Source organism: Shouchella patagoniensis (assembly GCF_002019705.1).
Lineage (GTDB): Bacteria > Bacillota > Bacilli > Bacillales > Bacillaceae_D > Shouchella > Shouchella patagoniensis.
This window is the reverse complement of record NZ_KV917377.1, coordinates 893,881-916,527: the sequence shown is the minus strand read 5'-3', so window position 1 is coordinate 916,527 and position 22,647 is coordinate 893,881. Positions and strand designations below refer to the sequence as shown.

General features: G+C 41.8%; 19 protein-coding genes. 18 read left to right on the top strand and 1 reads right to left on the bottom strand.

The window, feature by feature from the left end; genetic code table 11:
* The first annotated feature begins 31 nt into the window (after positions 1-31).
* The 10 genes from BK584_RS04930 to BK584_RS04885 all read left to right on the top strand — a co-directional run bounded on the left by BK584_RS04930 (position 32) and on the right by BK584_RS04885 (position 10,721).
* Positions 32-940 carry an aspartate carbamoyltransferase catalytic subunit gene (locus BK584_RS04930; RefSeq protein ID WP_078391557.1) on the top strand — a complete coding sequence of 303 codons (909 nt, stop codon included), beginning with the start codon at positions 32-34 and terminating at the stop codon, positions 938-940.
* Positions 941-968: 28 nt separating this feature from the next.
* Positions 969-2,252 (top strand): dihydroorotase, encoded by a 1,284-nt coding sequence (gene pyrC / locus BK584_RS04925; protein ID WP_078391556.1) that lies wholly within the window; start codon positions 969-971, stop codon positions 2,250-2,252.
* Positions 2,245-3,330: a carbamoyl phosphate synthase small subunit gene (locus BK584_RS04920; RefSeq protein WP_078391555.1), complete on the top strand. Its 1,086-nt coding sequence runs from the start codon at positions 2,245-2,247 to the stop codon at positions 3,328-3,330. Before pyrC ends, BK584_RS04920 begins: the two co-directional genes overlap by 8 nt.
* A 21-nt stretch (positions 3,331-3,351) precedes the next feature.
* Positions 3,352-6,540: a carbamoyl-phosphate synthase large subunit gene (gene carB / locus BK584_RS04915; RefSeq protein WP_078391554.1), complete on the top strand. Its 3,189-nt coding sequence runs from the start codon at positions 3,352-3,354 to the stop codon at positions 6,538-6,540.
* Between the two features lie 68 nt (positions 6,541-6,608).
* Positions 6,609-7,388 (top strand): dihydroorotate dehydrogenase electron transfer subunit, encoded by a 780-nt coding sequence (locus BK584_RS04910; RefSeq protein ID WP_078391553.1) that lies wholly within the window; start codon positions 6,609-6,611, stop codon positions 7,386-7,388.
* Positions 7,388-8,326 carry a dihydroorotate dehydrogenase gene (locus BK584_RS04905; RefSeq protein WP_078391552.1) on the top strand — a complete coding sequence of 313 codons (939 nt, stop codon included), beginning with the start codon at positions 7,388-7,390 and terminating at the stop codon, positions 8,324-8,326. Before BK584_RS04910 ends, BK584_RS04905 begins: the two co-directional genes overlap by 1 nt.
* Complete coding sequence (pyrF, locus tag BK584_RS04900) at positions 8,299-9,018, top strand: orotidine-5'-phosphate decarboxylase (RefSeq protein ID WP_078391551.1); 720 nt, start codon at positions 8,299-8,301, stop codon at positions 9,016-9,018. The genes BK584_RS04905 and pyrF overlap by 28 nt, the downstream gene beginning before the upstream one ends.
* Positions 9,015-9,647, top strand: a complete 633-nt coding sequence (gene pyrE, locus BK584_RS04895) for an orotate phosphoribosyltransferase (RefSeq protein WP_078391550.1) — start codon at positions 9,015-9,017, stop codon at positions 9,645-9,647. The genes pyrF and pyrE overlap by 4 nt, the downstream gene beginning before the upstream one ends.
* A 36-nt stretch (positions 9,648-9,683) precedes the next feature.
* Positions 9,684-10,334, top strand: coding sequence for a class I SAM-dependent methyltransferase (locus tag BK584_RS04890; protein WP_245808805.1), 651 nt, complete (start codon positions 9,684-9,686; stop codon positions 10,332-10,334).
* A gap of 126 nt (positions 10,335-10,460) precedes the next feature.
* Positions 10,461-10,721, top strand: a complete 261-nt coding sequence (locus tag BK584_RS04885; protein WP_078391549.1) for a hypothetical protein — start codon at positions 10,461-10,463, stop codon at positions 10,719-10,721.
* 40 nt (positions 10,722-10,761) lie between these two features.
* Here BK584_RS04885 and BK584_RS04880 read toward each other — a convergent pair whose 3' ends face one another.
* Entirely contained in the window at positions 10,762-12,471 is a 1,710-nt protein-coding gene (locus BK584_RS04880) for an Rqc2 family fibronectin-binding protein (protein ID WP_078391548.1), read from the bottom strand.
* Positions 12,472-12,612: 141 nt separating this feature from the next.
* On the opposite strand from BK584_RS04880, the gene BK584_RS04875 reads away from it, so the two are divergent.
* From BK584_RS04875 to rsmB, 8 genes are all read left to right on the top strand, one after another.
* Positions 12,613-15,327 (top strand): cation-translocating P-type ATPase, encoded by a 2,715-nt coding sequence (locus tag BK584_RS04875; protein ID WP_139365610.1) that lies wholly within the window; start codon positions 12,613-12,615, stop codon positions 15,325-15,327.
* Positions 15,328-15,509: 182 nt separating this feature from the next.
* Complete coding sequence (gene remA / locus BK584_RS04870) at positions 15,510-15,773, top strand: extracellular matrix/biofilm regulator RemA (protein WP_078391547.1); 264 nt, start codon at positions 15,510-15,512, stop codon at positions 15,771-15,773.
* A 28-nt stretch (positions 15,774-15,801) separates the two neighbouring features.
* Positions 15,802-16,413 (top strand): guanylate kinase, encoded by a 612-nt coding sequence (gene gmk, locus BK584_RS04865; protein ID WP_078395412.1) that lies wholly within the window; start codon positions 15,802-15,804, stop codon positions 16,411-16,413.
* Positions 16,413-16,643, top strand: coding sequence for a DNA-directed RNA polymerase subunit omega (rpoZ, locus tag BK584_RS04860; protein WP_078391546.1), 231 nt, complete (start codon positions 16,413-16,415; stop codon positions 16,641-16,643). Before gmk ends, rpoZ begins: the two co-directional genes overlap by 1 nt.
* 105 nt (positions 16,644-16,748) lie before the next feature.
* A complete protein-coding gene (gene coaBC / locus BK584_RS04855) occupies positions 16,749-17,957 on the top strand; it encodes a bifunctional phosphopantothenoylcysteine decarboxylase/phosphopantothenate--cysteine ligase CoaBC (protein WP_078391545.1) in 1,209 nt (402 codons plus the stop codon).
* Complete coding sequence (gene priA / locus BK584_RS04850) at positions 17,954-20,350, top strand: primosomal protein N' (protein WP_078391544.1); 2,397 nt, start codon at positions 17,954-17,956, stop codon at positions 20,348-20,350. The genes coaBC and priA overlap by 4 nt, the downstream gene beginning before the upstream one ends.
* 14 nt (positions 20,351-20,364) lie before the next feature.
* Positions 20,365-21,297, top strand: coding sequence for a methionyl-tRNA formyltransferase (gene fmt / locus BK584_RS04845; protein ID WP_437182767.1), 933 nt, complete (start codon positions 20,365-20,367; stop codon positions 21,295-21,297).
* Positions 21,290-22,636: a 16S rRNA (cytosine(967)-C(5))-methyltransferase RsmB gene (rsmB, locus tag BK584_RS04840; RefSeq protein ID WP_078391543.1), complete on the top strand. Its 1,347-nt coding sequence runs from the start codon at positions 21,290-21,292 to the stop codon at positions 22,634-22,636. Before fmt ends, rsmB begins: the two co-directional genes overlap by 8 nt.
* The last annotated feature ends 11 nt before the right edge of the window (positions 22,637-22,647 follow it).

The window sequence follows — 22,647 nt, the reverse complement described above, 5'->3', positions numbered from 1 at the left end:
GGCTTGCGTTTAAAAATGAGGAGGCCAAATGATGATGGGGTTACAAATGGAAAAGGCATTACTAAAAGGACTTCATACAATGAGTGATTTAGATCTAGAAGACGTTGCTAAGTTGCTTTGTGAAGCGGAACTTTTTGCCAGTGGACGCTATTGGCGTCCAGCAAAGCAAACGTTTATAGCGAACTTGTTTTTTGAAGCTAGTACGCGAACAAGATTTAGCTTTGAAGTGGCTGAAAAACGGTTAGGTTTAGAGATGCTTCAATTTGATGGTGACCATTCCAGCACGAAGAAAGGTGAGAGCTTGTATGATACGGCTCGTACACTTGAATCAATCGGTGCAAATGCTCTAGTGATTCGTCATTCTCAAGACGCTTATTTTAAAGAGCTTCAAGGTTTAACGATCCCAGTTATTAACGCAGGTGATGGGTGCGGTAATCACCCAACTCAATCCCTTCTCGACTTATTAACAATGAAGCAAGAGTTTGCTTCATTTGAGGGTTTACAAGTAACAATTGCTGGTGACCTTATTCATAGCCGAGTGGCGCGATCGAATGCAGATATTTTGTCGAGACTTGGTGCAACGGTGAGAATTGCTGGGCCCAACGAGTGGATGGGGGATTTTAAACATTCATATCGGCACCTTTCAATGGATGAAGCTGCTAAACAATCAGATGTCCTTATGATGTTACGTGTTCAGCATGAACGTCATGATGGAACTACTCTCTTTTCAAAAGAAGGTTATCACTCCACTTTTGGGTTAACGGAAAAACGGGAGGCAACTATGAGACAAGGTAGTATCATCATGCACCCGGCTCCGGTTAACCGAGGCGTGGAAATAGCTAGCTCGCTTGTTGAATGTAGAAGATCAAGAATATTTAAACAAAGTGCAAACGGGGTAGCGGTGCGGATGGCTGTTTTAAAACGTGCGCTAGAAGCATAAAGACAACAATAAAAGGGGATGTCAGATAATGGCTACAAAAATAACGGGCGGATTCATTATTGATGAAAAAGGCGAAAGAATTGAAAAAGATGTGTATATAAAAGCGGGAAAAATAAGCGATGTTGTAAAAGAAGAACAGATAGTCGAATGGATTGATGCGACTGGGCTTCTTATTAGTCCGGGGTTTGTTGATGCACATATTCATTTGCGGGAACCTGGCGGCGAAAAGAAAGAAACAATTGAAACGGGAACGAAGGCCGCGGCTCGTGGTGGGTTTACAACTGTTGCTGCAATGCCAAATACCCGACCGGTACCGGATACCGCAGAGCAAATGAACACATTACAAGCGCGAATCGCAGAATCAGGTCTGGTCAGAGTTCTTCCTTATGCATCTATTACAACACGTCAATTAGGTAAAGAACTCACTGATTTTGCTGCATTAAAAGAAGCGGGCGCCTTTGCTTTTACAGATGACGGGGTTGGTATTCAAGAAGCAGGCATGATGTTTGCTGCAATGAAGGAAGCTGCAGCGCTTGGCATGGCCGTTGTAGCCCATTGTGAAGACAATTCCCTCATTAACGGTGGAGCCGTTCACGAAGGACGTTACTCAACTGAACAAGGTTTAAATGGAATTCCTTCTGTCTGCGAATCGGTTCATATTGCACGAGACGTGTTACTCGCGGAAGCGGCGGGTACCCATTATCATGTCTGTCATGTGTCAACAAAAGAATCAGTTCGTGTCATCCGAGATGCGAAACAGGCGGGGATTCGCGTAACAGCAGAAGTAACGCCGCACCATTTATTGCTTTGTGAAGACGATATCGAAGGACAAGATACAAACTATAAAATGAACCCGCCATTAAGAGGGAAGGATGATCGCGATGCGCTTATTGCTGGCCTACTTGATGGAACAATCGATTTTATTGCAACAGATCATGCCCCACATACTTTAGAAGAAAAAAATACATCAATTGAACGAGCACCATTTGGCATTGTCGGATTAGAATCGGCTTTCCAACTTTTATATACACATCTAGTAAAGCCAGGTACTTTTACGCTTAAACAATTGCTTGATTGGCTTACGATAAAGCCTGCGCAAACATTTAACCTACCTTATGGAACATTAACAGTAGGTGCAGAAGCTGATCTCACACTTATCGATTTAACGGCGAAAGAAACAATTGACCCAAATACATTTTACTCGAAAGGTAAAAACACCCCATTTGCTGGATGGACATGCGAAGGCATCCCGCAAACAACGATTGTTGCAGGGGAAACCGTCTATAAAAAGGAGCGAATCATCAATGCATAAACAGCTGATACTTGAAGACGGAACGGTATTTAAAGGAGAAGGATTTGGCGCGGATCTCGTCATGAGCGGCGAAGTTGTCTTTAATACGGGGATGACAGGATATCAAGAAATTTTATCAGACCCTTCTTATTGTGGGCAAATTGTGATGTTAACGTATCCGTTGATTGGAAACTATGGAATCAATCGGGACGATTTCGAATCACTTAATCCAGCAATTGCTGGACTCATCGTTCGAGAGGTTGAGCTTGAGCCAAGCCATTGGCGCGAGCAAGAATCGCTCCATGACCTACTTGTTGCTAAAAACATCCCGGGTCTGGCTGGAATCGATACGCGTATGCTGACGAGAAAAATTCGGGCATTTGGAACGTTACGTGGCCGCATTTGTGATATGGAGGCCATTCCGGAAGAAGTGGCTGCAAGTTTGAAAAACAGTAAACCACTGACCGACCAAGTATCAAAGGTATCCGTAAACACGGCCTATCATGTGCCCGGAAAAGGGATGCGGGTCGCTCTTATTGATTGTGGTATGAAGCATGGTATTCTCCAATCATTAATTGAGCGACAATGTGACGTTGTAGTAGTTCCTTACAACACTGGTGCTGACGAGATAAAACGTCTTGGTGTCGATGGAGTCCTTGTTTCAAATGGTCCAGGCAATCCTGAGAATGTACCAGAGACTGTTCAAACAGTTAAAGAACTGATTGGTGAAATACCATTGTTTGGTATCTGTCTCGGTCATCAACTGCTTGCTTTGGCGTGTGGAGCAACAACAAGCAAATTGACTTTTGGTCATCGGGGTTCTAACCATCCTGTACGGGAGATAGTGACAGGGAGAATTGATATCACTGCCCAAAACCATGGATATACAGTTGATGCGTGGTCACTTGAAGGGACAGAGCTTGAATTAACACATGAGGCGGTAAATGATGGGACAGTAGAGGGGCTACGCCACAAACAGGCACAAGCGTTTAGTGTACAATATCATCCGGAAGCTTCACCAGGTCCCCATGATGCTAATTACTTATTTGACGAATTTATTCGCATGATGACAGAAGCAAAAGCAAAAGTTCTTGCATAGAACATCTAGGGGAGTGGGATTATGCCAAAACGTACAGATTTAAAGAAGATTTTAGTAATCGGATCAGGTCCTATCGTGATTGGACAGGCAGCCGAGTTTGATTATGCAGGCACGCAAGCTTGCCAAGCGTTAAAAGAAGAAGGGTATGAAGTTATTCTAATTAACTCGAATCCAGCGACGATTATGACGGATACAACAATGGCAGATCGGGTTTACATCGAGCCGCTTACGCTAGAATTTGTGAGTCGGATTATACGAAAAGAACGCCCTGATGGCCTTTTACCGACACTAGGCGGTCAAACCGGATTAAACATGGCACTAGAGTTAAAAAATGCAGGTGTTTTAGAACAGTATGAGATCGAACTACTTGGCACAAAGCTTGATGCAATTGAACAGGCAGAAGATCGGGAACAGTTTCGTGCTTTGATGAACCTTCTAGGTGAACCGGTTCCTGAAAGTGAGATTGTTCACACGCTTGCTGAAGCCGTTAAATTTGTTGAAACGGTCGGCTATCCAGTCATTATTCGTCCTGCGTATACGTTAGGAGGTACAGGCGGCGGCATCGCTTATACTAGTGAAGATTTAGCTGAAATCGTGGCGAGTGGGTTAAAATATAGCCCGGTCACCCAATGTTTGGTAGAAAAAAGCATTGCTGGTTTTAAAGAGGTTGAGTATGAAGTTATGCGTGATGCAAAAGATGAAGCAATTGTTGTTTGCAATATGGAGAACTTTGATCCAGTTGGTGTTCACACAGGCGACTCGATTGTATTTGCACCAAGTCAAACTTTATCGGATCGCGATTACCAAATGCTGCGAAATTCCTCACTCTCGATTATTCGTGCATTAGGAATTGAAGGAGGCTGTAATGTTCAATTCGCTCTTGATGCAGACAGCGACCAGTATTACATCATTGAAGTGAATCCCCGTGTGAGTCGGTCTTCTGCACTTGCTTCTAAAGCAACTGGCTATCCGATCGCGAAAATTGCTGCGAAAATTGCGGTTGGCTATCATTTAGATGAGTTAAAAAATCCGGTTACAGAAACAACCTATGCAAGTTTTGAACCAGCGCTTGATTATGTTGTTTCAAAAATTCCCCGCTGGCCATTTGATAAGTTTGAATCTGCAAACCGTAAGCTTGGCACACAAATGAAAGCAACCGGGGAAGTCATGGCAATTGGAAGGTCATTGGAAGAGTCGATTTTAAAAGCCATTCGCTCGCTTGAAGCAGGATATGATCACTTGATTGATGCTGCTCTTGAAGATAAGACAGCTGAAGAGTTATTGGTTAAAATCTCAAAAGCGGATGATGAGAGGCTGTTTGCCATCGGTGCTCTACTGCGAAAAGGTGTATCAATCGAAGAAATTCATCAAACGACCAAAATTGATCGATTGTTTTTACAAAAACTGGCTCGAATTGTTGCGTTAGAGCAGTTATTGGCGGATGCACGGACGGATGAAACGGTGTTGCGTCGTTTAAAGCGAGCTGGATTTTCGGATTCCTACATTAGTCGAAAATGGGAAACAGATGAAGAAGCCGTTTATGAATTAAGGCAAGCGGCTGGGGTCGTACCAGTATTTAAGATGGTAGATACGTGTGCAGCAGAATTTTCATCGCCAACCCCTTACTTTTATGGAACATATGAGCAAGAAAATGAATCGAAACGGACTGAAAAAGAAAGCATTCTTGTACTAGGGTCTGGACCAATTCGAATTGGTCAAGGGATTGAGTTTGATTATGCGACAGTTCATACGGTATGGGCCATTAAAGAAGCAGGGTATGAAGCAATTATTATGAACAATAATCCAGAGACAGTATCAACTGATTTCTCAACGTCAGATAAGCTCTATTTTGAACCGTTAACAGTAGAAGATGTAATGAATGTTGTCAACTTGGAAAAACCAAAAGGTGTAATTGTACAATTTGGCGGTCAAACGGCTATTAATTTAGCAGCGGATTTATCAGCTCGTGGTGTGGAAATCATCGGCACAACGCTTGAGGATATGGATCGGGCCGAAAACCGGGATAAGTTTGAACAAGCGCTAGAAAGTTTAGGAATTCCGCAACCTCTTGGTAAAACAGCTACTTCGGTTGACGGCGCGGTTGCAATTGCTACCGACATTGGCTATCCAGTACTTGTACGTCCTTCGTATGTACTTGGCGGACGAGCGATGGAGATCGTATATCATGAAGAAGAACTCTTGCGCTATATGGAAACGGCTGTAAAAGTAAATCCAAAGCATCCAGTATTGGTTGATCGTTATCTGACTGGAAAAGAGCTCGAAGTTGATGCAATTAGCGATGGCAAAGATGTGTATATTCCAGGCATTATGGAACATATTGAGCGGGCTGGTGTTCATTCTGGTGACTCAATCGCCGTTTACCCTCCACAAACCGTTCCAGATCATATAAAGCAGCTTCTAATTGAGCGGACAACTAGTATTGCTAAAGGCTTAAATATTGTTGGCTTGCTGAACATCCAGTTTGTTTGGCATAAAGACGAAGTATATGTACTAGAGGTGAACCCACGTTCAAGTCGCACAGTGCCTTTCCTAAGTAAAATTACAGGGGTGCCCATGGCAAATGTCGCAACTCGCGTCATGCTAGGTGAGACACTTGAGGGACTTGGTTACGGTTCGGGGTATCATCCTGAAGCGAAGGAAGTTTCAGTTAAAGTTCCAGTATTCTCTTTTGCGAAGTTACGCCGTGTTGATATATCGCTTGGGCCAGAAATGAAGTCAACTGGGGAAGTGATGGGCCGTGATAAAACACTTGAAAAAGCCCTTTACAAAGGTCTAGTGGCATCGGGGATGAACATTCCGACCCATGGCTCGGTGTTGTTCACAGTTGCTAATAAAGATAAGGACGAATCCGTTGAAATTGCAAAACGATTTCATGACATTGGATACAGCATTATGGCAACGTCAGGGACGGCTAGCGTGTTAGCAGAAGCCGGAATTCCAGCAAAAGTTGTCAATAAAATTAATGAAGGCGAACCCCATTTGCTTGACACGATCCGTCAAGGGGAAGCTCAGTTTGTCATTAATACTCTTACCCGTGGGAAGCAACCAGCACGTGATGGATTCCGGATCCGACGTGAATCAGTTGAAAATGGTGTTGTGTGTTTAACATCCATTGACACGGCTGCAGCATTGTTGAGTGTGCTTGAATCCATCACATTTGCCGCTGAAAGCATGCCGCATCACGTATAAATGATTATGCTAGAGCCACCGGTTAAAAGAGCTGGTGGCTTGCATAACAAGCTATGGGAGGCAGTGAAATGAAACAATTACACGGGCAATTATCAGTTGTGAAGCAAACAAAAATTGCAAAAGATAGTTTTGAGTTGGTTTTGGCAGGAGATACAGTTAAATTCATGCGACAACCTGGTCAATTTTTGCATATACGTGTCGACCAGACAGAAGATCTTCTTTTACGTCGTCCAATTAGCATTGCAAATGTTGATATGGAAAAGGAAGAAGTGACAATGATTTATAGGGCGGGAGGAGAAGGGACAAAACGACTTGCCAAGCGAGTAGAAGGTATGCAAGTGGATGTGCTAGGTCCTTTAGGTCAAGGTTTCCCTATAGATGAAGTCCAACAAGGCGAGACTGCGCTGTTAGTTGGCGGTGGAATTGGCGTACCACCATTGTATTATTTAGCGAAACAGTTGACTGAAAAAGGTGTCCGTGTCATAGCTGTGCTCGGTTTTGCCTCAAAAGCGGATGTTTTTTATGAGAAAGAGTTTCAATCTTTAGGTGATGTGTATATCACGACTGTTGATGGAAGCTATGGAATTCATGGTTTTGTAACGAATGCGATTGATGAACATCAGTTACGTTTTAATATCCTTTATTCATGCGGACCAACTCCAATGTTAAAAGTGATGACGGAACGCTATCGGGAAAAGCGGGCATTTATCTCACTCGAAGAACGCATGGGATGTGGTATTGGAGCATGTTTTGCTTGTGTGTGCCATCTGGAAAACGGCGCTGCGCATGAGTATCGCAAGGTTTGTACTGATGGGCCGGTATTTCCGGTAGGGGAGGTTGTGCTGTAATGAATCGTATGCAAGTAAAGTTGCCAGGACTTACGATGAAAAATCCGGTTATGCCTGCATCTGGATGCTTTGGATTTGGAAAAGAGTACGCAGCGTTTTATGATCTTGGTCGATTAGGGGCAATTGCAATTAAAGCAACAACGCCTGAAGCACGTTTCGGCAATCCAACACCTCGCGTTGCTGAAACAAAAGCAGGCATGTTAAACGCAATTGGATTACAGAATCCAGGCCTTGAAGGTGTCATAAAAAATGAGTTACCTCGGTTTGATAAATATGAGGTGCCAATATTAGCTAATATCGCTGGATCGACAATGGATGATTACATTCAAGTCGCTGATCGACTTTCAAAAGAAAAAAACATTGCGGCACTCGAGTTAAATATTTCTTGTCCGAATGTGAAAGAAGGTGGCATTGCGTTTGGTACGGTTCCGGAAACCGCTGCCCAGCTAACGAAGGAAGTTAAAGCTGTCTCGTCTGTACCTGTCTACGTGAAGTTATCGCCTAATGTGGCTGACATTGTTTCAATGGCAAGAGCAGTAGAAGGCGCTGGAGCAGATGGTTTATCCATGATTAACACATTGCTTGGGATGAGGATTGATACAAAAACACGTCAACCCGTGCTGTCAAATCAATATGGAGGTTTGTCTGGACCGGCGATTAAACCTGTGGCATTGCGGATGATTCATCAAGTAAGTCAACAAGTTGATATCCCGATAATCGGTATGGGTGGTATTCAAAATGCGCAAGATGTCATTGAGTTTTTGCTTGCGGGCGCTAGTTGCGTCGCTGTTGGTACAGCGAATTTTGTTGATCCGTTCACTTGCCCCACAATTATCGACGATTTGCCAAGCTGGCTTGATGAGATGGAAGTGGAATCCATTCAAGAATTGATTGGAGGGAGTTGGAAATCATGCAAAACCCACTCTTTATTGCGCTAGATTTTAACGATTCATCTAAGAGAAAACAGTTCTTAAAGGCGTTTGAGGGACATTCAATTGATGTGAAAGTAGGCATGGAGTTATTTTACCGGGAAGGTTTCCAAATAATTGATGAATTAAAACATGCAGGGCATGGATTATTTCTTGATTTAAAGCTTCATGATATTCCGAATACAGTGGGACGTACAATGCGGGTGCTGGCTGAATTAGAGATTGATATGATTAATGTTCACGCTGCTGGCGGACGCAAAATGATGGAAGCGGCATTAGAAGGTCTTGATGCGGGTACAAAAGTAGGCAATAAGAGACCGAAGCTCATTGCTGTGACGCAGTTAACAAGCACGAGTAGGGAGATGCTTCAAGAAGAACTTCTTATTAACCAACCGCTTGAGCAAGTTGTTGGTACGTATGCTAGCCTTGCAAAAAAAAGTGGACTTGACGGCGTGGTTTGTTCGGCGCAGGAAGTGCCGCTTATTCGTGCGACATGCGGAAGTGAATTTCTAACTGTTACCCCTGGAATTCGGCGTATATCAGACCAGGAAGGTGACCAAGTTCGTATTGTAACACCAGGACAAGCGCGGGAACTTGGTAGTACGGCGATCGTTGTTGGAAGAAGCATTACGATGGCAAACGAACCACTTGTCGTCTATAAGGAAATGAAGGAAGATTGGGAAGGGGGTATAACTAAATGAGTACTTTAATTGCAAATCACTTACTCGATATTCAGGCGGTTAGTTTATCGCCATCAGAGCCATTTACATGGAGTTCTGGTTTAAAATCACCTATCTATTGTGACAATCGTTTAACACTCTCTTATCCAACAGTACGCAAAGATGTGGCAAAAGGACTAGCGCAACTTATTCTTGAACATGCACCTGATGCTGAAATTATCGCAGGGACTGCAACTGCTGGAATTCCCCATGCAGCCTTAGTAGCCGAGGAATTAAATTTACCTATGATTTACGTTCGGGGAAGTGCAAAAGGGCATGGAAAACAAAATTTAATTGAAGGAAAATTACCTGTTGGTAGCAAAGTAGTTATTATTGAAGATTTGATCTCAACAGGAGGTAGTTCAATTGCGGCAGCAGAGGCATTGCGAGAAGCAAATGCACATGTCCTTTTCGTGGCAGCAATTTTCTCCTATGAATTAGAACAAGGAATGCTTAATTTTAAAAAATCTGAACTTGACTTCCGCGTTTTAACGAGTTATACCACGCTTGTTGAAGAAGCGAAAAAAAGAGGAACCATTACTGAAGCAGAACATAAGAAACTGGCAGCTTGGCGGGAAGATCCTCAGGATATAACGTGGATGAACCGTTAATGTTTGTCTGTTAGGCGGGTGAATCTTCTGAGAAAAATGGATGGGGCAGAATTTGACGAGTTGGTTGATTTTTTTGATGGCATGGTGCGTACGAATTGGCTATCAGAGATTCATAGAAAATTAAAAGTAGAGTCAGGTAGTTGGGCAAATAAAGCGGTCGCAGACATTGGCTGTGGAACAGGACGGTTACTATTACGCGGCATTTTAGAAGCAAACGAGCTTGTGGGAGTGGATTTGTCGGCAGGCATGGTGCAACGAGCCAACGAGCTCTTTCAAGCGGAAGGCGCTAGCGATAAAGCAAAAGCTTTTGTTGGAGATGCGATGGATCTGCCATTAGCGAGTCATCATTACGACATTGTTTTTTCTACATGTGTGTTGTTTCTTCTGCCCAACCCACAGCAAGGCATAAATGAACTTAGTCGAATTCTAAAGCCAACGGGAACTCTTCTATTGTTAAATCCAGGACCAGAAATGGATCGTTCTGCCGCAGAAGCATATGCAAAAACACACAAGCTTTCCGAATTAGAATCTATGTATTTACAGAAATGGGCAATGGTTTCGGAACGCCGTCATCGAAAAAGTGAAAAACAATTAAATGAGATGTTGTTAACTGCTGGAGTAGATGGAATGATTCATCACCCAGTCCTTAATGGATTGGGATTCATTAGTAAGGGAACAATTAGTTAGATACAGGAAAGAAAACAGCGCATAAGCGTTGTTTTTTGTTTATAAATGAGGATTAATTACTTTACAAATTTATGAAAAAAGTTACGTTAATGACAAGAGATGAAAAGACGTGGAGGGGGCGCGAATATGAGCATAACACAAGAAGAGTTTGATCTAGTTAAAGCACGTTTAGAAGCCTGTGAGAGTACAATTAATCACCTAGTGGATGAAAGTGCAAAAGCAAACGCAAAAATTGATGCACTGCTAAGTGTAATTCGCACGATTAGCACAATGAAGGATGAACATTTTATTAAAGATGCAACGGCAATTTTAGAAGCGAATGGTGACTTATATAGAGCGGATGCACGAGGTCTAACGTTAGAAGAATTTAAACGTATGAAGAAATAATAAAAAAGCCGATTCCAGTTGCAACTGGAATCGGCTTTTTTTACGTAGATCGCAATGAGCGGACTACATCTTCACTTGGTGTGACAAATAATGTGGTTTGTTGATCGTAGGTGACGTATCCTGGTTTTGCACCGTTTGGTTTTTTTACATAACGAATCTTCGTGTAATCAACTGGCACCGAACTAGATTCTCGTGCTTTTGAAAAATAAGCAGCTACAAGCGCTGCTTCTGCAAGCGTCTTCTCATCGGGAGAGACGTCTCGAATGACGACGTGTGAACCTGGGATATCTTTTGTGTGGAGCCAGACCTCATCTTGCCTTGCAAGACGATTCGTTAAATAATCATTTTGGCGGTTATTTTTTCCAACTAAGAATTCAATCCCTGCTGTTGATCGGTAAGTCTCCAAGTGAGGCTTATCTGTCTGTTTTTTCTTCTTTTTCCCTTGTTGAGGCCGTTTGCGAATGTAGCCGCCTTCTATTAATTCATTACGAATATCTTCAATATCACGAGAAGATGCAGATTCCATTTGTTGAAGAAGAGATTCAAGGTAAGCAAGTTCTTCCTCGGTTTTTTCCATCTGAATAACAACTTCTAGGCGTGCTGTTTTTGCTTTTTGGTATTTTTTAAAGAATAATTGTGCATTCTCTGATGCGGTTTTCAAAGGGTCAAGCGTAATCGTTAAAGTTGAACCATTTTCACTGTAATAATCAATGACATCAATTGATTTTGCTCCACGGGTCACAAGGTGCATATTCGCTGTTAAAAGCTCTCCTTGTTTTTGATACGACTGAGCTTCATCCGCTTGCGCAAGTGTTTGATGTAACTTTTTTTGTTTACGGACATTTTTTTGATGTTCATTTTTTAATAAGCGTTCCAAATCGAAGGCTTGTTGTTTGACTCGGTCTCGCTCGCCTTTACCAAAATAAAAGCGATCCAACAGAAGACTTGGCGTTGAAAAGGTTTGTCGTTCTCCTAGCTTATGCGAGAGGTGAACGATCGAAAAGAATTCTTTCTCTCCTTTTACAAGTTCTGGTGTGTATTGATGGTTGGCAATTGGCTCCATCATTTCTGTAAAAGCGCTAGGAAGTGAATGCCTGTTTGCCATTTTTGCTCTTGCTAGAATTTCGTTCGCCAAGAGTGGGGAAATGCCAGCGAATGCCGCAACAAGCTGTTTATCGAGCTTTCCAGCATTAAAATCAATCGATCGAAGAACATCATCTGTATTTGCGGCTAATGGATCTGCTTTATGCTGTTCCGGTGGTTTTTTATATGTTTGACCAGGACCAACAGTTCGATAGCTACTTTGATCGAAGCGAACATGTTTAATGCTGTCAATAACCACGCCACTTTTTGTATCAACTAAAATGATATTGCTGTGGCGCCCCATAATTTCAATTATTAGCTTCTTTTCTGTTGTGTCTCCAAGCTCATCTTTATTTGCAACTGTGATCGAAATAACGCGGTCATATCCGTCTTGTTCAATACTAGCAACAAAACCGCCTTCCAAATGTTTACGTAACAACATACAGAACATTGGGGGTTCGCTTGGGTTCTCATACTTTTCCCCAGTTAGATGTACTCGGGCGAATGTCGCGTTTGAAGATGCCAATAGCGAATGGTTTTTGCCTCCAGCGCGAATTGTAAATACAAGTTCTGTTTTAAATGGTTGGTGGATTTTGTTAATCCGCCCTCCAGTTAGCATTTGTAATTCATTTGTTACTGCTCTTGTCATCATGCCATCAAAAGACATGCGCTCACCTCTTTACCATTACCGAATCGTTTCCTAACGAGTATAGCATTTTTTTGGACGTTGCTGAATAAGATGGCTTGTATAAGGGAGCATGTACAGTTTAGGAGGACAAAGTGTGAAAAGCAAATGCGGGGTGGCGCGATGAAATGGTATAGCATGAAGCCAGAAGAAGTAGAGTACAAGACAAATTCAAATTTTGCTAAAGGGTTAAACGACAAGAATGTGAAGAAACGTCTAGGCTCTTATGGGCCCAATAAGTTAAAAGAGGCAGCAAGGCCATCAGCGATTGCAACGTTTTTGGCCCAATTTAAAGACTTTATGGTACTTGTATTGTTAGCTGCAACACTTGTTTCAGGATTAATTGGTGAAGTGCTTGATGCGATTACAATTATGTTTATTGTATTGTTAAACGGAATTCTAGGTTACGTACAGGAACGTAAAGCAGAAAAATCTTTGGATGCATTAAAAGAGCTTTCTGCACCTCAAATGCATGTGTTAAGAAATGAAGTATGGGTACGTGTCCCTTCAGCAGAAGTTGTACCTGGTGATGTTGTAAAAATGATAGCAGGAGACCGGGTTGGTGCTGATATTCGCTTAATGAGCGTCTCAGGATTGAGAATTGATGAATCCTCTTTAACAGGAGAATCTGTACCAGTTCATAAGCATGAGCTTGCGATAGAAAAGCTTGATGTCGCACTTGGTGATCAAGAAAACATGGCGTTTATGGGTTCAATGGTCACTCAAGGAAGTGGTATGGGGCTGGTAGTTGGCACTGGAATGAAAACGGAGATGGGGAAAATTGCCCATTTGCTCCAAGGAACTGAGAATTTGGTTACCCCTTTACAACGTAGGCTAGAGCAGTTAGGAAAGACATTAATAACCGTCGCCCTTCTATTAACTGCATTAGTCGTTGTAATTGGACTGTTGCAAGGGCATGATTTGCGTACGATGTTTATCTCTGGTGTATCTTTAGCTGTAGCAGCTATTCCAGAAGGTTTACCAGCAATTGTTACGGTGGCTTTAGCACTTGGTGTTCAGCGAATGATAAAACGAAAAGGAATTGTGCGTAAGTTACCTGCTGTAGAAACACTTGGTTGTGCTTCAGTTATTTGTTCGGATAAAACAGGGACGCTAACTCAAAATAAGATGACTGTTAAGCAACTTTGGTCAGGGAATGAATTTATTCATGTAAGTGGATCAGGGTTTGATTTAGCTGGTGATTTTACGAAAGAGAATATGCCTTTGTCTGTGGAAAACCATCCAAGTATAAGTCGACTATTAAGTTATGGGGCGCTTTGCAGCAATGCAAATTTCATAGAAAAAGAGACAAAGAAGAAAAAAAAGCAACGTTTTATTCTTGATGGAGACCCAACGGAAGGCGCTCTTGTAATGGCTGCAATGAAAGCGGGTTTCTTAAAAAGTTCACTAGAGGAAAACTATAGAAGAATGGTTGAATTTCCATTTGACTCAACTCGAAAAATGATGTCAATTATCGTAAAAGATAGACAAGGGAGATCCTATGTAATAACGAAAGGAGCCCCAGATATTGTTGCAGCAAAATGTCGGTCCCTTATCACTAATGGAAGAACAGAATCATTTTCACCTAAATGGCATCAAAAGGTAGATGAAGTAGTAGAAACGATGGCAGAAAAGGCATTACGTACGTTGGCAATTGCTTATCGCCCGTTAAAGGAAGAGGAATCTTGTAATCAAGCAAGTGAGGCAGAGAAAGATCTTATATTAGTAGGTATACAAGGCATGATTGATCCTCCTAGAGACGAGGCAAGAACAGCGATACAAGAATGTCGTGAAGCTGGTATTAAAACGGTTATGATTACAGGGGACCATCAAATTACTGCAGCAGCAATTGCAGAAGATTTAAAGATATTGCCTCCAGACGGTAAGGTGATGGATGGAAATACTTTATCGAGATTGACTGTTGAAGAATTAGAAGATGTTGTTGAAGAAGTGTATGTATATGCCCGTGTATCACCAGAACACAAGTTAAAAATTGTCCAGGCTTTGCAGCGAAAAGGGCATATTGTAGCAATGACGGGTGATGGAGTTAATGACGCTCCGGCCATAAAAGCAGCTAATATTGGGATTGCGATGGGAATAACAGGAACAGATGTGGCAAAAGAGGCCTCATCACTTGTACTTGCTGATGATAATTTCTTAACGATTAAAGAAGCAATTAAGGAAGGACGAAATATATACGAGAACATACGAAAGTTTATTCGCTACATGTTGGCATCCAATGTTGGGGAGATACTAGTTATGTTGTTTGCAATGTTGCTTGGTATGCCATTGCCACTTGTTGCAATACAAATCCTATGGATCAACTTAGTAACTGATGGGTTACCTGCTGTTGCCTTAGGCATGGATCAAGCCGAAGGAGATGTAATGAAGAGGAAACCGAGGAAACCGGATGAGGGCGTTTTTGCTAGAGGGTTAGCATGGAAGATTGTAAGTAGGGGCTTTATGATTGGTATCGTAACAATTGCTGCATTTGCACTCACTTACCAAAACAACCCGGAACAACTAGTGCTAGCTCAAACCGTTGCATTTCTAACTCTTGTAATGGCGCAACTTATTCATGTTTTTGATTGCAGAAGTGAATATTCGATCTATCATCGAAATTTATTTGAAAATAAATATTTGGTTGGAGCTGTTATTATTTCCATCTTGCTAATGGTAGCAGTTATTTATATGCCAAACCTGCAGCCTGTTTTCCACACCGTACCACTAGGTGTCCACGAATGGCTACTTGTACTTGGTATGGCAGCGATTCCGACTGTTGTACTTGGTGGGTTTCAATTGTTTAAGAAGCCCGAAGTGAATGAGCAAAACGTTTAAAAAACGAGAGCCCTCTGCCATATGGTAAAGGGCTCTCGTTCTTTACGAAGTAAAAGAAATAAGGTAAAGTATAAGACTGAGCTATATTCTGTATGTAACAGATAAGATTTATCGTATAACAGGTGAAAGATTTGGTATAATGGATGATAGTAGGAAACGGTTACCATAATGGGGGATTGAATATGACTATAAAGCTAATAAACATTGGGTTTGGCAATATCGTCTCAGCTAATCGGATTATTTCGATTGTCAGTCCTGAATCTGCGCCGATTAAGCGCATCATGCAGGAAGCACGTGACCGCAATATGCTTATTGACGCAACATATGGGAGACGGACGCGCGCTGTGATCGTCACCGATTCAGATCATGTAATATTAAGTGCTGTCCAACCAGAAACAGTTGCGCAACGTTTACATACAAAAGAAGACGCAGCGGAAGAGGCTTGAAGAAAGGGTAGGAGGTAGAACTTACTTGATGAAACGAGAGAAAGGGCTTCTAATCGTCTTGTCGGGTCCTGCGGGAGTCGGAAAAGGAACGGTTTGTGGAGCACTTCGTAATCAAAATACGGCTATACAGTACTCTGTATCGGCGACAACGCGTAAACCACGCGCGGGTGAAGAGCATGGGGTTAATTATTTCTTTAAAACTCGCGATGAGTTTGAGCAAATGATTAATGATGGTGGCTTGCTTGAGTGGGCTGAATATGTTGGTAATTATTACGGGACACCAGTTGAGTATGTGAAAGATACGATCAACTGTGGAAAAGATATCATATTGGAAATTGAAGTCCAAGGCGCTCAAAAAGTTCGTAAAGCCTTTCCAGAAGGTGTTTTTATTTTCCTTGCACCTCCAAGTTTAAAAGAGTTACGTGATCGCATTGTTGGACGGGGAACTGAAACGGAAGCGATTATTAATGAACGGATGACGGTTGCAAAAGAAGAAATCGATTTAATGAAAATGTATGATTATGTTGTTGAAAATGATGAAGTTGAGCTGGCTGTTGAACGAATTAAATCAATCGTAATAGCTGAACATTGTCGGCGGGAACGCCTTAAATATCAAGAATTGGCGGAGGTCAAAAAATAATGCTATATCCTTCTATTGATAGTTTATTGGAAAAATTAGATTCGAAATACTCATTGGTTACCGTATCGTCAAGACGTGCGAGAGAAATGAAAGAAGTTCCAGGGCGAACACCCCTTGTTGTTAATCCGAAATCATATAAGTTTGTAGGATTGGCGCTTGAAGAAATAGTAGGCGACAAGCTTACGCACCGTGTGCCAAAGGATGAAGATTTACAAGAGAAAAGCAAATAAATGAAAAAGCTGTCTTCGCACACACAAAAAGCGTTTGCTTTCATCCAGACGCTTAATGGGCAAGACAGCTTTTTTGCGATTTAACGATAGAGGAGGATACTAGTTGTGCTGAAAAAAAAGACAATAGTTCTAGGTGTTAGTGGCGGAATTGCTGCATTTAAATCAGCTGCTCTTGTCAGTAAGCTTACCCAGGCAGGGGCGAATGTTTTTGTTGTGATGACTGAATCTGCACAAAAGTTTGTGACGCCGCTTACGTTTCAAGCGCTTTCTAGAAACTACGTATATACGGATACGTTTGAGGAACCAGATGCCGAAAAAATAGCTCATATTGATATTGCGGATCAAGCCGATCTCATTTTAATCGCCCCGGCTAGTGCGAATACGATTGCTAAGCTTGCACATGGAATTGCTGACAATATGCTTACAACTCTAACTCTTGCTGCAAAAGCTCCAGTAGCACTCGCTCCAGCTATGAATGTCAATATGTATGATCACCCTGCAGTACAAAATAATATGAATACATTACGCTCTTACGGTTATAAATTGATTGAACCTGGAGCGGGTTACCTTGCTTGCGGATGGATAGGCAAAGGCAGAATGGCTGAGCCTGAAGATTTGTTGGACCTAATTGATTCTCTTCTTGCAAACCCAACTACGCTAGCCGGAAAAAAAATACTAGTAACTGCTGGTCCAACACGAGAAGCACTCGATCCAGTTCGCTATTTCTCAAATTATTCTTCTGGAAAGATGGGTTATGCGATTGCGAAAGAAGCACGGAAAAGAGGGGCATATGTGACTCTCGTATCAGGTCCAACTGCATTAAATGCACCAGCAGGAGTTGAATTAGTGGATGTTCAATCTGCTGAAGAGATGTACCGTGCTGTAACGGATCGATTTAACGATATGGATGTTGTTGTGAAATCGGCTGCTGTAGCAGATTACCAGCCAGAAAAAGTGTTAAGTCAAAAGCGAAAAAAGCAGGGGAATGAATGGAGTGTTTCCTTGGTTAAAACGAAGGATACTTTGTTTGAAATCGGAAAGAAAAAAGATAAACAAATTCTTGTTGGCTTTGCTGCCGAATCAGAGCATCTTGATAGGTATGCGAAAGACAAGCTTGAGCGTAAAAACCTTGATTTAATTGTTGCTAACAATATAACAGCAAAAGGAGCAGGTTTTGACGTGGATACAAACATTGTTTCGATTTTTACAAACGATAATCATTCGATTGATTACCCAGAGCAATCAAAAGCTGAGACTGCTAGTGTGATTCTTGATGAGCTAGAAGATTACATGAAAAGAAGGGAATTAATGTGATAGCACGCGTAATTGTTGATGTTCCAGCTGCACAAACAGACCGTATGTTTGATTATGAAGTGCCTAAGAAATGGCAAGCTTTTGCGAAACCAGGTGTACGCGTCATTGTCCCGTTTGGTCCAAGACGCGTGCAAGGATTTATTATTGCATTAGTCAATCAAACAGAGCTCTCAAAAGTGAAGCCGATCAGTGAAGTGCTTGATCCCGTGCCTGTTTTGAGTGAAGAGTTGCTTGAGCTTGGCATTTGGTTGTCACAAACGACCATTTGCTACCAAGTGAGAGCTTTTCAAGCAATGCTGCCCGCTGCGTTAAAAACAAAGGTAAATAAAATACTTGTTTTAGAAGTTGATTCATTTAATCTTCCACTACCTCTACAGACGCTTTTTGCGGGAGATAAAGCGGTTAGTTGGGAAGAGGCACGTGATAAGCTAAAACAAGATTTTCCATTAATTAAGAGTGCCATTGATGCGAAACAACTAACAATTACGTATGAACGAAAAGAAAATACTCGAAAAAAAACAGTGAAACATGTAGCACTCGTTCCAGGTTGGGATGCCACAGCAATCCCTGACCGAGCAAAAAAACAACATGAATTATATGCTGTTTTAAAAAATAAAAGTGCAGCCGTTCCTGTAAAACAAGCCCTTGATGAAGCCGGTGTAACTCGAGCAACGTTGAAGTCTTTAATTGAGAAAAAGCTTGTGGTAGAAACAGATGTAGAAGTATACCGTGATCCCCTACAATCAGAGGTTATTGAAAGAAGCAACCCATTAGTGCTCACAGAGGAACAAACTCGAGTAATGGCCTCTTTAAAAAAAGTGATTAATGAAGACGTCCATGAAACGATGCTGCTTCATGGCGTTACTGGAAGCGGAAAAACGGAAATTTATTTACAGGCGATTGATTCGGTTCTCAAAAAAGGACAAGAAGCAATTATGCTCGTCCCCGAAATCGCATTGACGCCACAAATGGTTACTCGTTTTAAGGCGCGTTTCGGTGATTTAGTTGCTATTATGCACTCTGGTTTATCAAATGGAGAAAAGTACGATGAATGGAGGAAGATTCATCGTCAAGAAGTGAAAGTTGTAGTAGGAGCAAGATCAGCTGTATTTGCTCCATTCTCAAATATTGGCATTATCATTATTGATGAAGAGCATGAAACGACCTATAAACAAGAAGAGACCCCTCGTTATCATGCGAGAGATGTTGCGATATACCGTGGTGAACGGCACGGAGCCCCGGTTGTATTAGGGAGTGCGACGCCTTCTGTCGAATCCTACGCACGAGCAAAAAAAGGTGTCTATAAAATGTTGGCGCTCACAGAGAGAATCAACGGTAGACCGATGCCGGATGTACGTGTTGTTGATATGAGACAAGAGCTTAGAAACGGAAATCGTTCGATGTTTTCAGAAGAACTCATCCACGCGCTTCGAGATCGATTAGAAAAGAAAGAGCAAAGCGTCTTGTTTTTAAACAGACGTGGTTACTCGACGTTTGTGATGTGCCGTGATTGTGGGTATGTAGCAAGTTGTAGCCATTGTGACATCTCTTATACGTACCACCGTAACGGACATTCGTTAAAATGTCATTATTGTGGTGACGAGCAACCGATGCCCTCGGAATGCAGCGAATGTGGCAGTGATCACATACGTTTTTTTGGCTCTGGGACACAAAAAGTAGAAGAAGAAATTGCAAAGTTGTTCCCGGAAGCAAGAGTCATTCGGATGGATGTAGACACAACTCGTAAAAAAGGCGCACATAAACAGTTGCTTGAGGCATTTGGTGAGGGTAAAGCAGATATTTTGCTGGGAACACAAATGATTGCAAAAGGACTCGATTTTCCTAGAATTACATTAGTTGGGGTACTAGCAGCAGACTCGATGTTGCATATTCCTGATTTTCGAAGTGCGGAACGAACGTTTCAAGTGCTAGAACAAGTAGCTGGTCGAGCAGGACGGGATGTTTTACTTGGGGAAGTGATTGTGCAGTCCTACACTCCAGAACATTATAGTATCGAGCTTGTGAAACATCATGATTATGAACAATTTATTGCAAAGGAAATGCAGGTAAGAAAGTATGGAGGCTATCCCCCTTATTACTATATGGCGCTTGTAACGTTCTCCGATACTGAACTAGCGTCTGTTATTTCAGCTTCTCAAAAAATTGTTCGTTTCCTAAAAGAATCGTTTTCGGAAGAAACGATCGTCTTGGGTCCTGTTGTCTCTCCTATTGCAAGGATCAAGGATAGATATCGATATCAATGCGTGATAAAATACAGGCATGAACCAAAGTTGCATCAAACGCTTGAAACGGTGATGCATCACTATTTACGTGATTCAACAAATAAAAAATTAGCAATCAGTATGGATCTTCATCCGTACTTTTTTATGTAAAGGTTAGGAGTGGAATTGTGAATATCATATTTATGGGAACCCCGGCATTTGCCGTACCGATCCTAAAGCAACTTATACAGGTTCATACAGTACTAGCGGTTGTCACTCAGCCTGACCGTCCGGTCGGAAGGAAACGCATATTATCACCAAGTCCTGTTAAACAGGAAGCGATTAATCAAGGGATACCTGTAATTCAACCAGAAAAGATCCGACATGATTTTGCTGAAATTCTTGCTTATAAACCTGATTTAATCGTAACAGCCGCGTATGGACAAATTGTTCCGAATGAAGTACTTGATGCCCCTAAATATGGTTGCATCAATGTTCATGCTTCACTTTTGCCAAAATACCGTGGGGGAGCACCAATTCATCAAGCCATTATTGATGGGGAAACAAAAACGGGTATTTCCATTATGTATATGGCAGAAAAATTGGATGCAGGTGATATGTTAAGCCAACGTTCAATAGAGATTACACCAGAAGATGATGTACAGACGATGCATGATAAGTTGAGCATTGTTGGTGCAACGTTAGTAACGGAAACAATCGCGGATATCGAAGCAGGGACAGCCAAAGCTGTACCTCAAGACCATGACCATGCTACTTTTGCACCTAATATAAAAAGGGAACAAGAAGTGCTTGATTGGAGCAAGCCTGCACTAGCGTTACACAATCAAGTTCGAGGCATGCGTCCGTGGCCAGGTGCCTATACAGTCGCAAACAACAAGCGGATAAAAATTTGGGAAACAAGTTTATCGACAGAGAGTACTAAAAAATCACCTGGTGAAATCATTTCTGCAAATAAAAATGGAATTTTTGTGGCATGTGGACAAGGAACTGTTCTCTGTCTGGATGTTATTCAACCAGCAGGGAAAACGGCTATGGCGGCAACTCACCTTGTACAAAGTTTCCCAGAAGGTATGAAGATTGGAGATTTACATGAATAAGCCAAGTGTGCGTGAAGTAGCACTAGATGCTTTAATAAAAGTAGAAAAAAATCAAGCGTTTAGTCACTTGTTGTTAAATACAACATTAAATAAAGCAGGGTTAGATAAACGAGATGGAGGACTTTTAACGGAGTTAGTATACGGAACGATCGCTCATCGATTGACTTTAGACTACTATCTCTCCCCGTTTCTCGTTAAAAGTAAAAAAAGAGATTTATGGGTGGATGTGTTGCTTCGGTTGTCTGTTTACCAAATGGTTTATTTAGACCGAATACCTGATCGTGCAATTGTACACGAAGCTGTTACAATTGCTAAAACGCGTGGTCATAAAGGAATTAGTGGAATGGTAAATGGAGTACTTCGCTCAATTCAACGTGAAGGGCTGCCCGATTTACATGACATACAAGAGCCACTAACTCGTCATTCAATTACAACGAGTCACCCTGAATGGCTGTTAGATCGCTGGGTCAAGCAATATGGGGAAGAAGCAGCGGTTGCGATGGCTCAAGCAAACAATGAACATCCTGAAGTAACGCTTAGAGTGAATCATACACTAGCAACGTCGCAAGAAGTAATACAAGCACTTGATAAAGAAGGGGTAAAAGCAGAAGAAAGCTTATTGCTTAAAGAATTGGCGTTGGTTGTAAAAAAAGGAAATGCGTTTTCAACAAATGCTTTCAAACAAGGATTATTCACAGCTCAAGATGAAGCGTCGATGATGGTTGGATTGTTGGTACATGCAAGCAAAGACATGTGTGTGCTTGATACTTGTGCTGCTCCAGGAGGAAAAAGCACGCATATTGCAGAATCGATGGACAATACAGGAACTGTACGATCACTTGATTTGCATAAACATAAGGTGAAATTAATAGCCGAACAAGCAGAACGTTTACAGTTAAGTCAGATTCATACAGATGTTGAGGATGCACGCAACTTAAATGAATTAACGGAACGTACTTTCGATCGTGTACTTGTGGATGCGCCATGTACAGGATTTGGTGTAATTAGAAGAAAACCAGATATCCGATGGGCAAAAACAGAGAAAGACGTTAATGCCATTTCAAACGTGCAAGCAGCTATTCTTGCTAACGCTAGTCGGTTTGTTAAGAAAGAAGGAACGCTTGTATATAGCACGTGTACTGTTGAAAAAGAAGAAAATGAACAGGTAGTGGAACAGTTCTTGCTTAACCACCCATCATTTAAAGTGGACGAGTCAGCTTTTCAAGTGCTTCCTGATAAGATTCAAAAAGAGGGGCGTTTCAATAATTTTGGCTTGACCATGTTACCTCAAGACTTTGGAACAGATGGATTTTTTATGGTAGCGTTGAAACGAGTGTAACGAAATCTCAA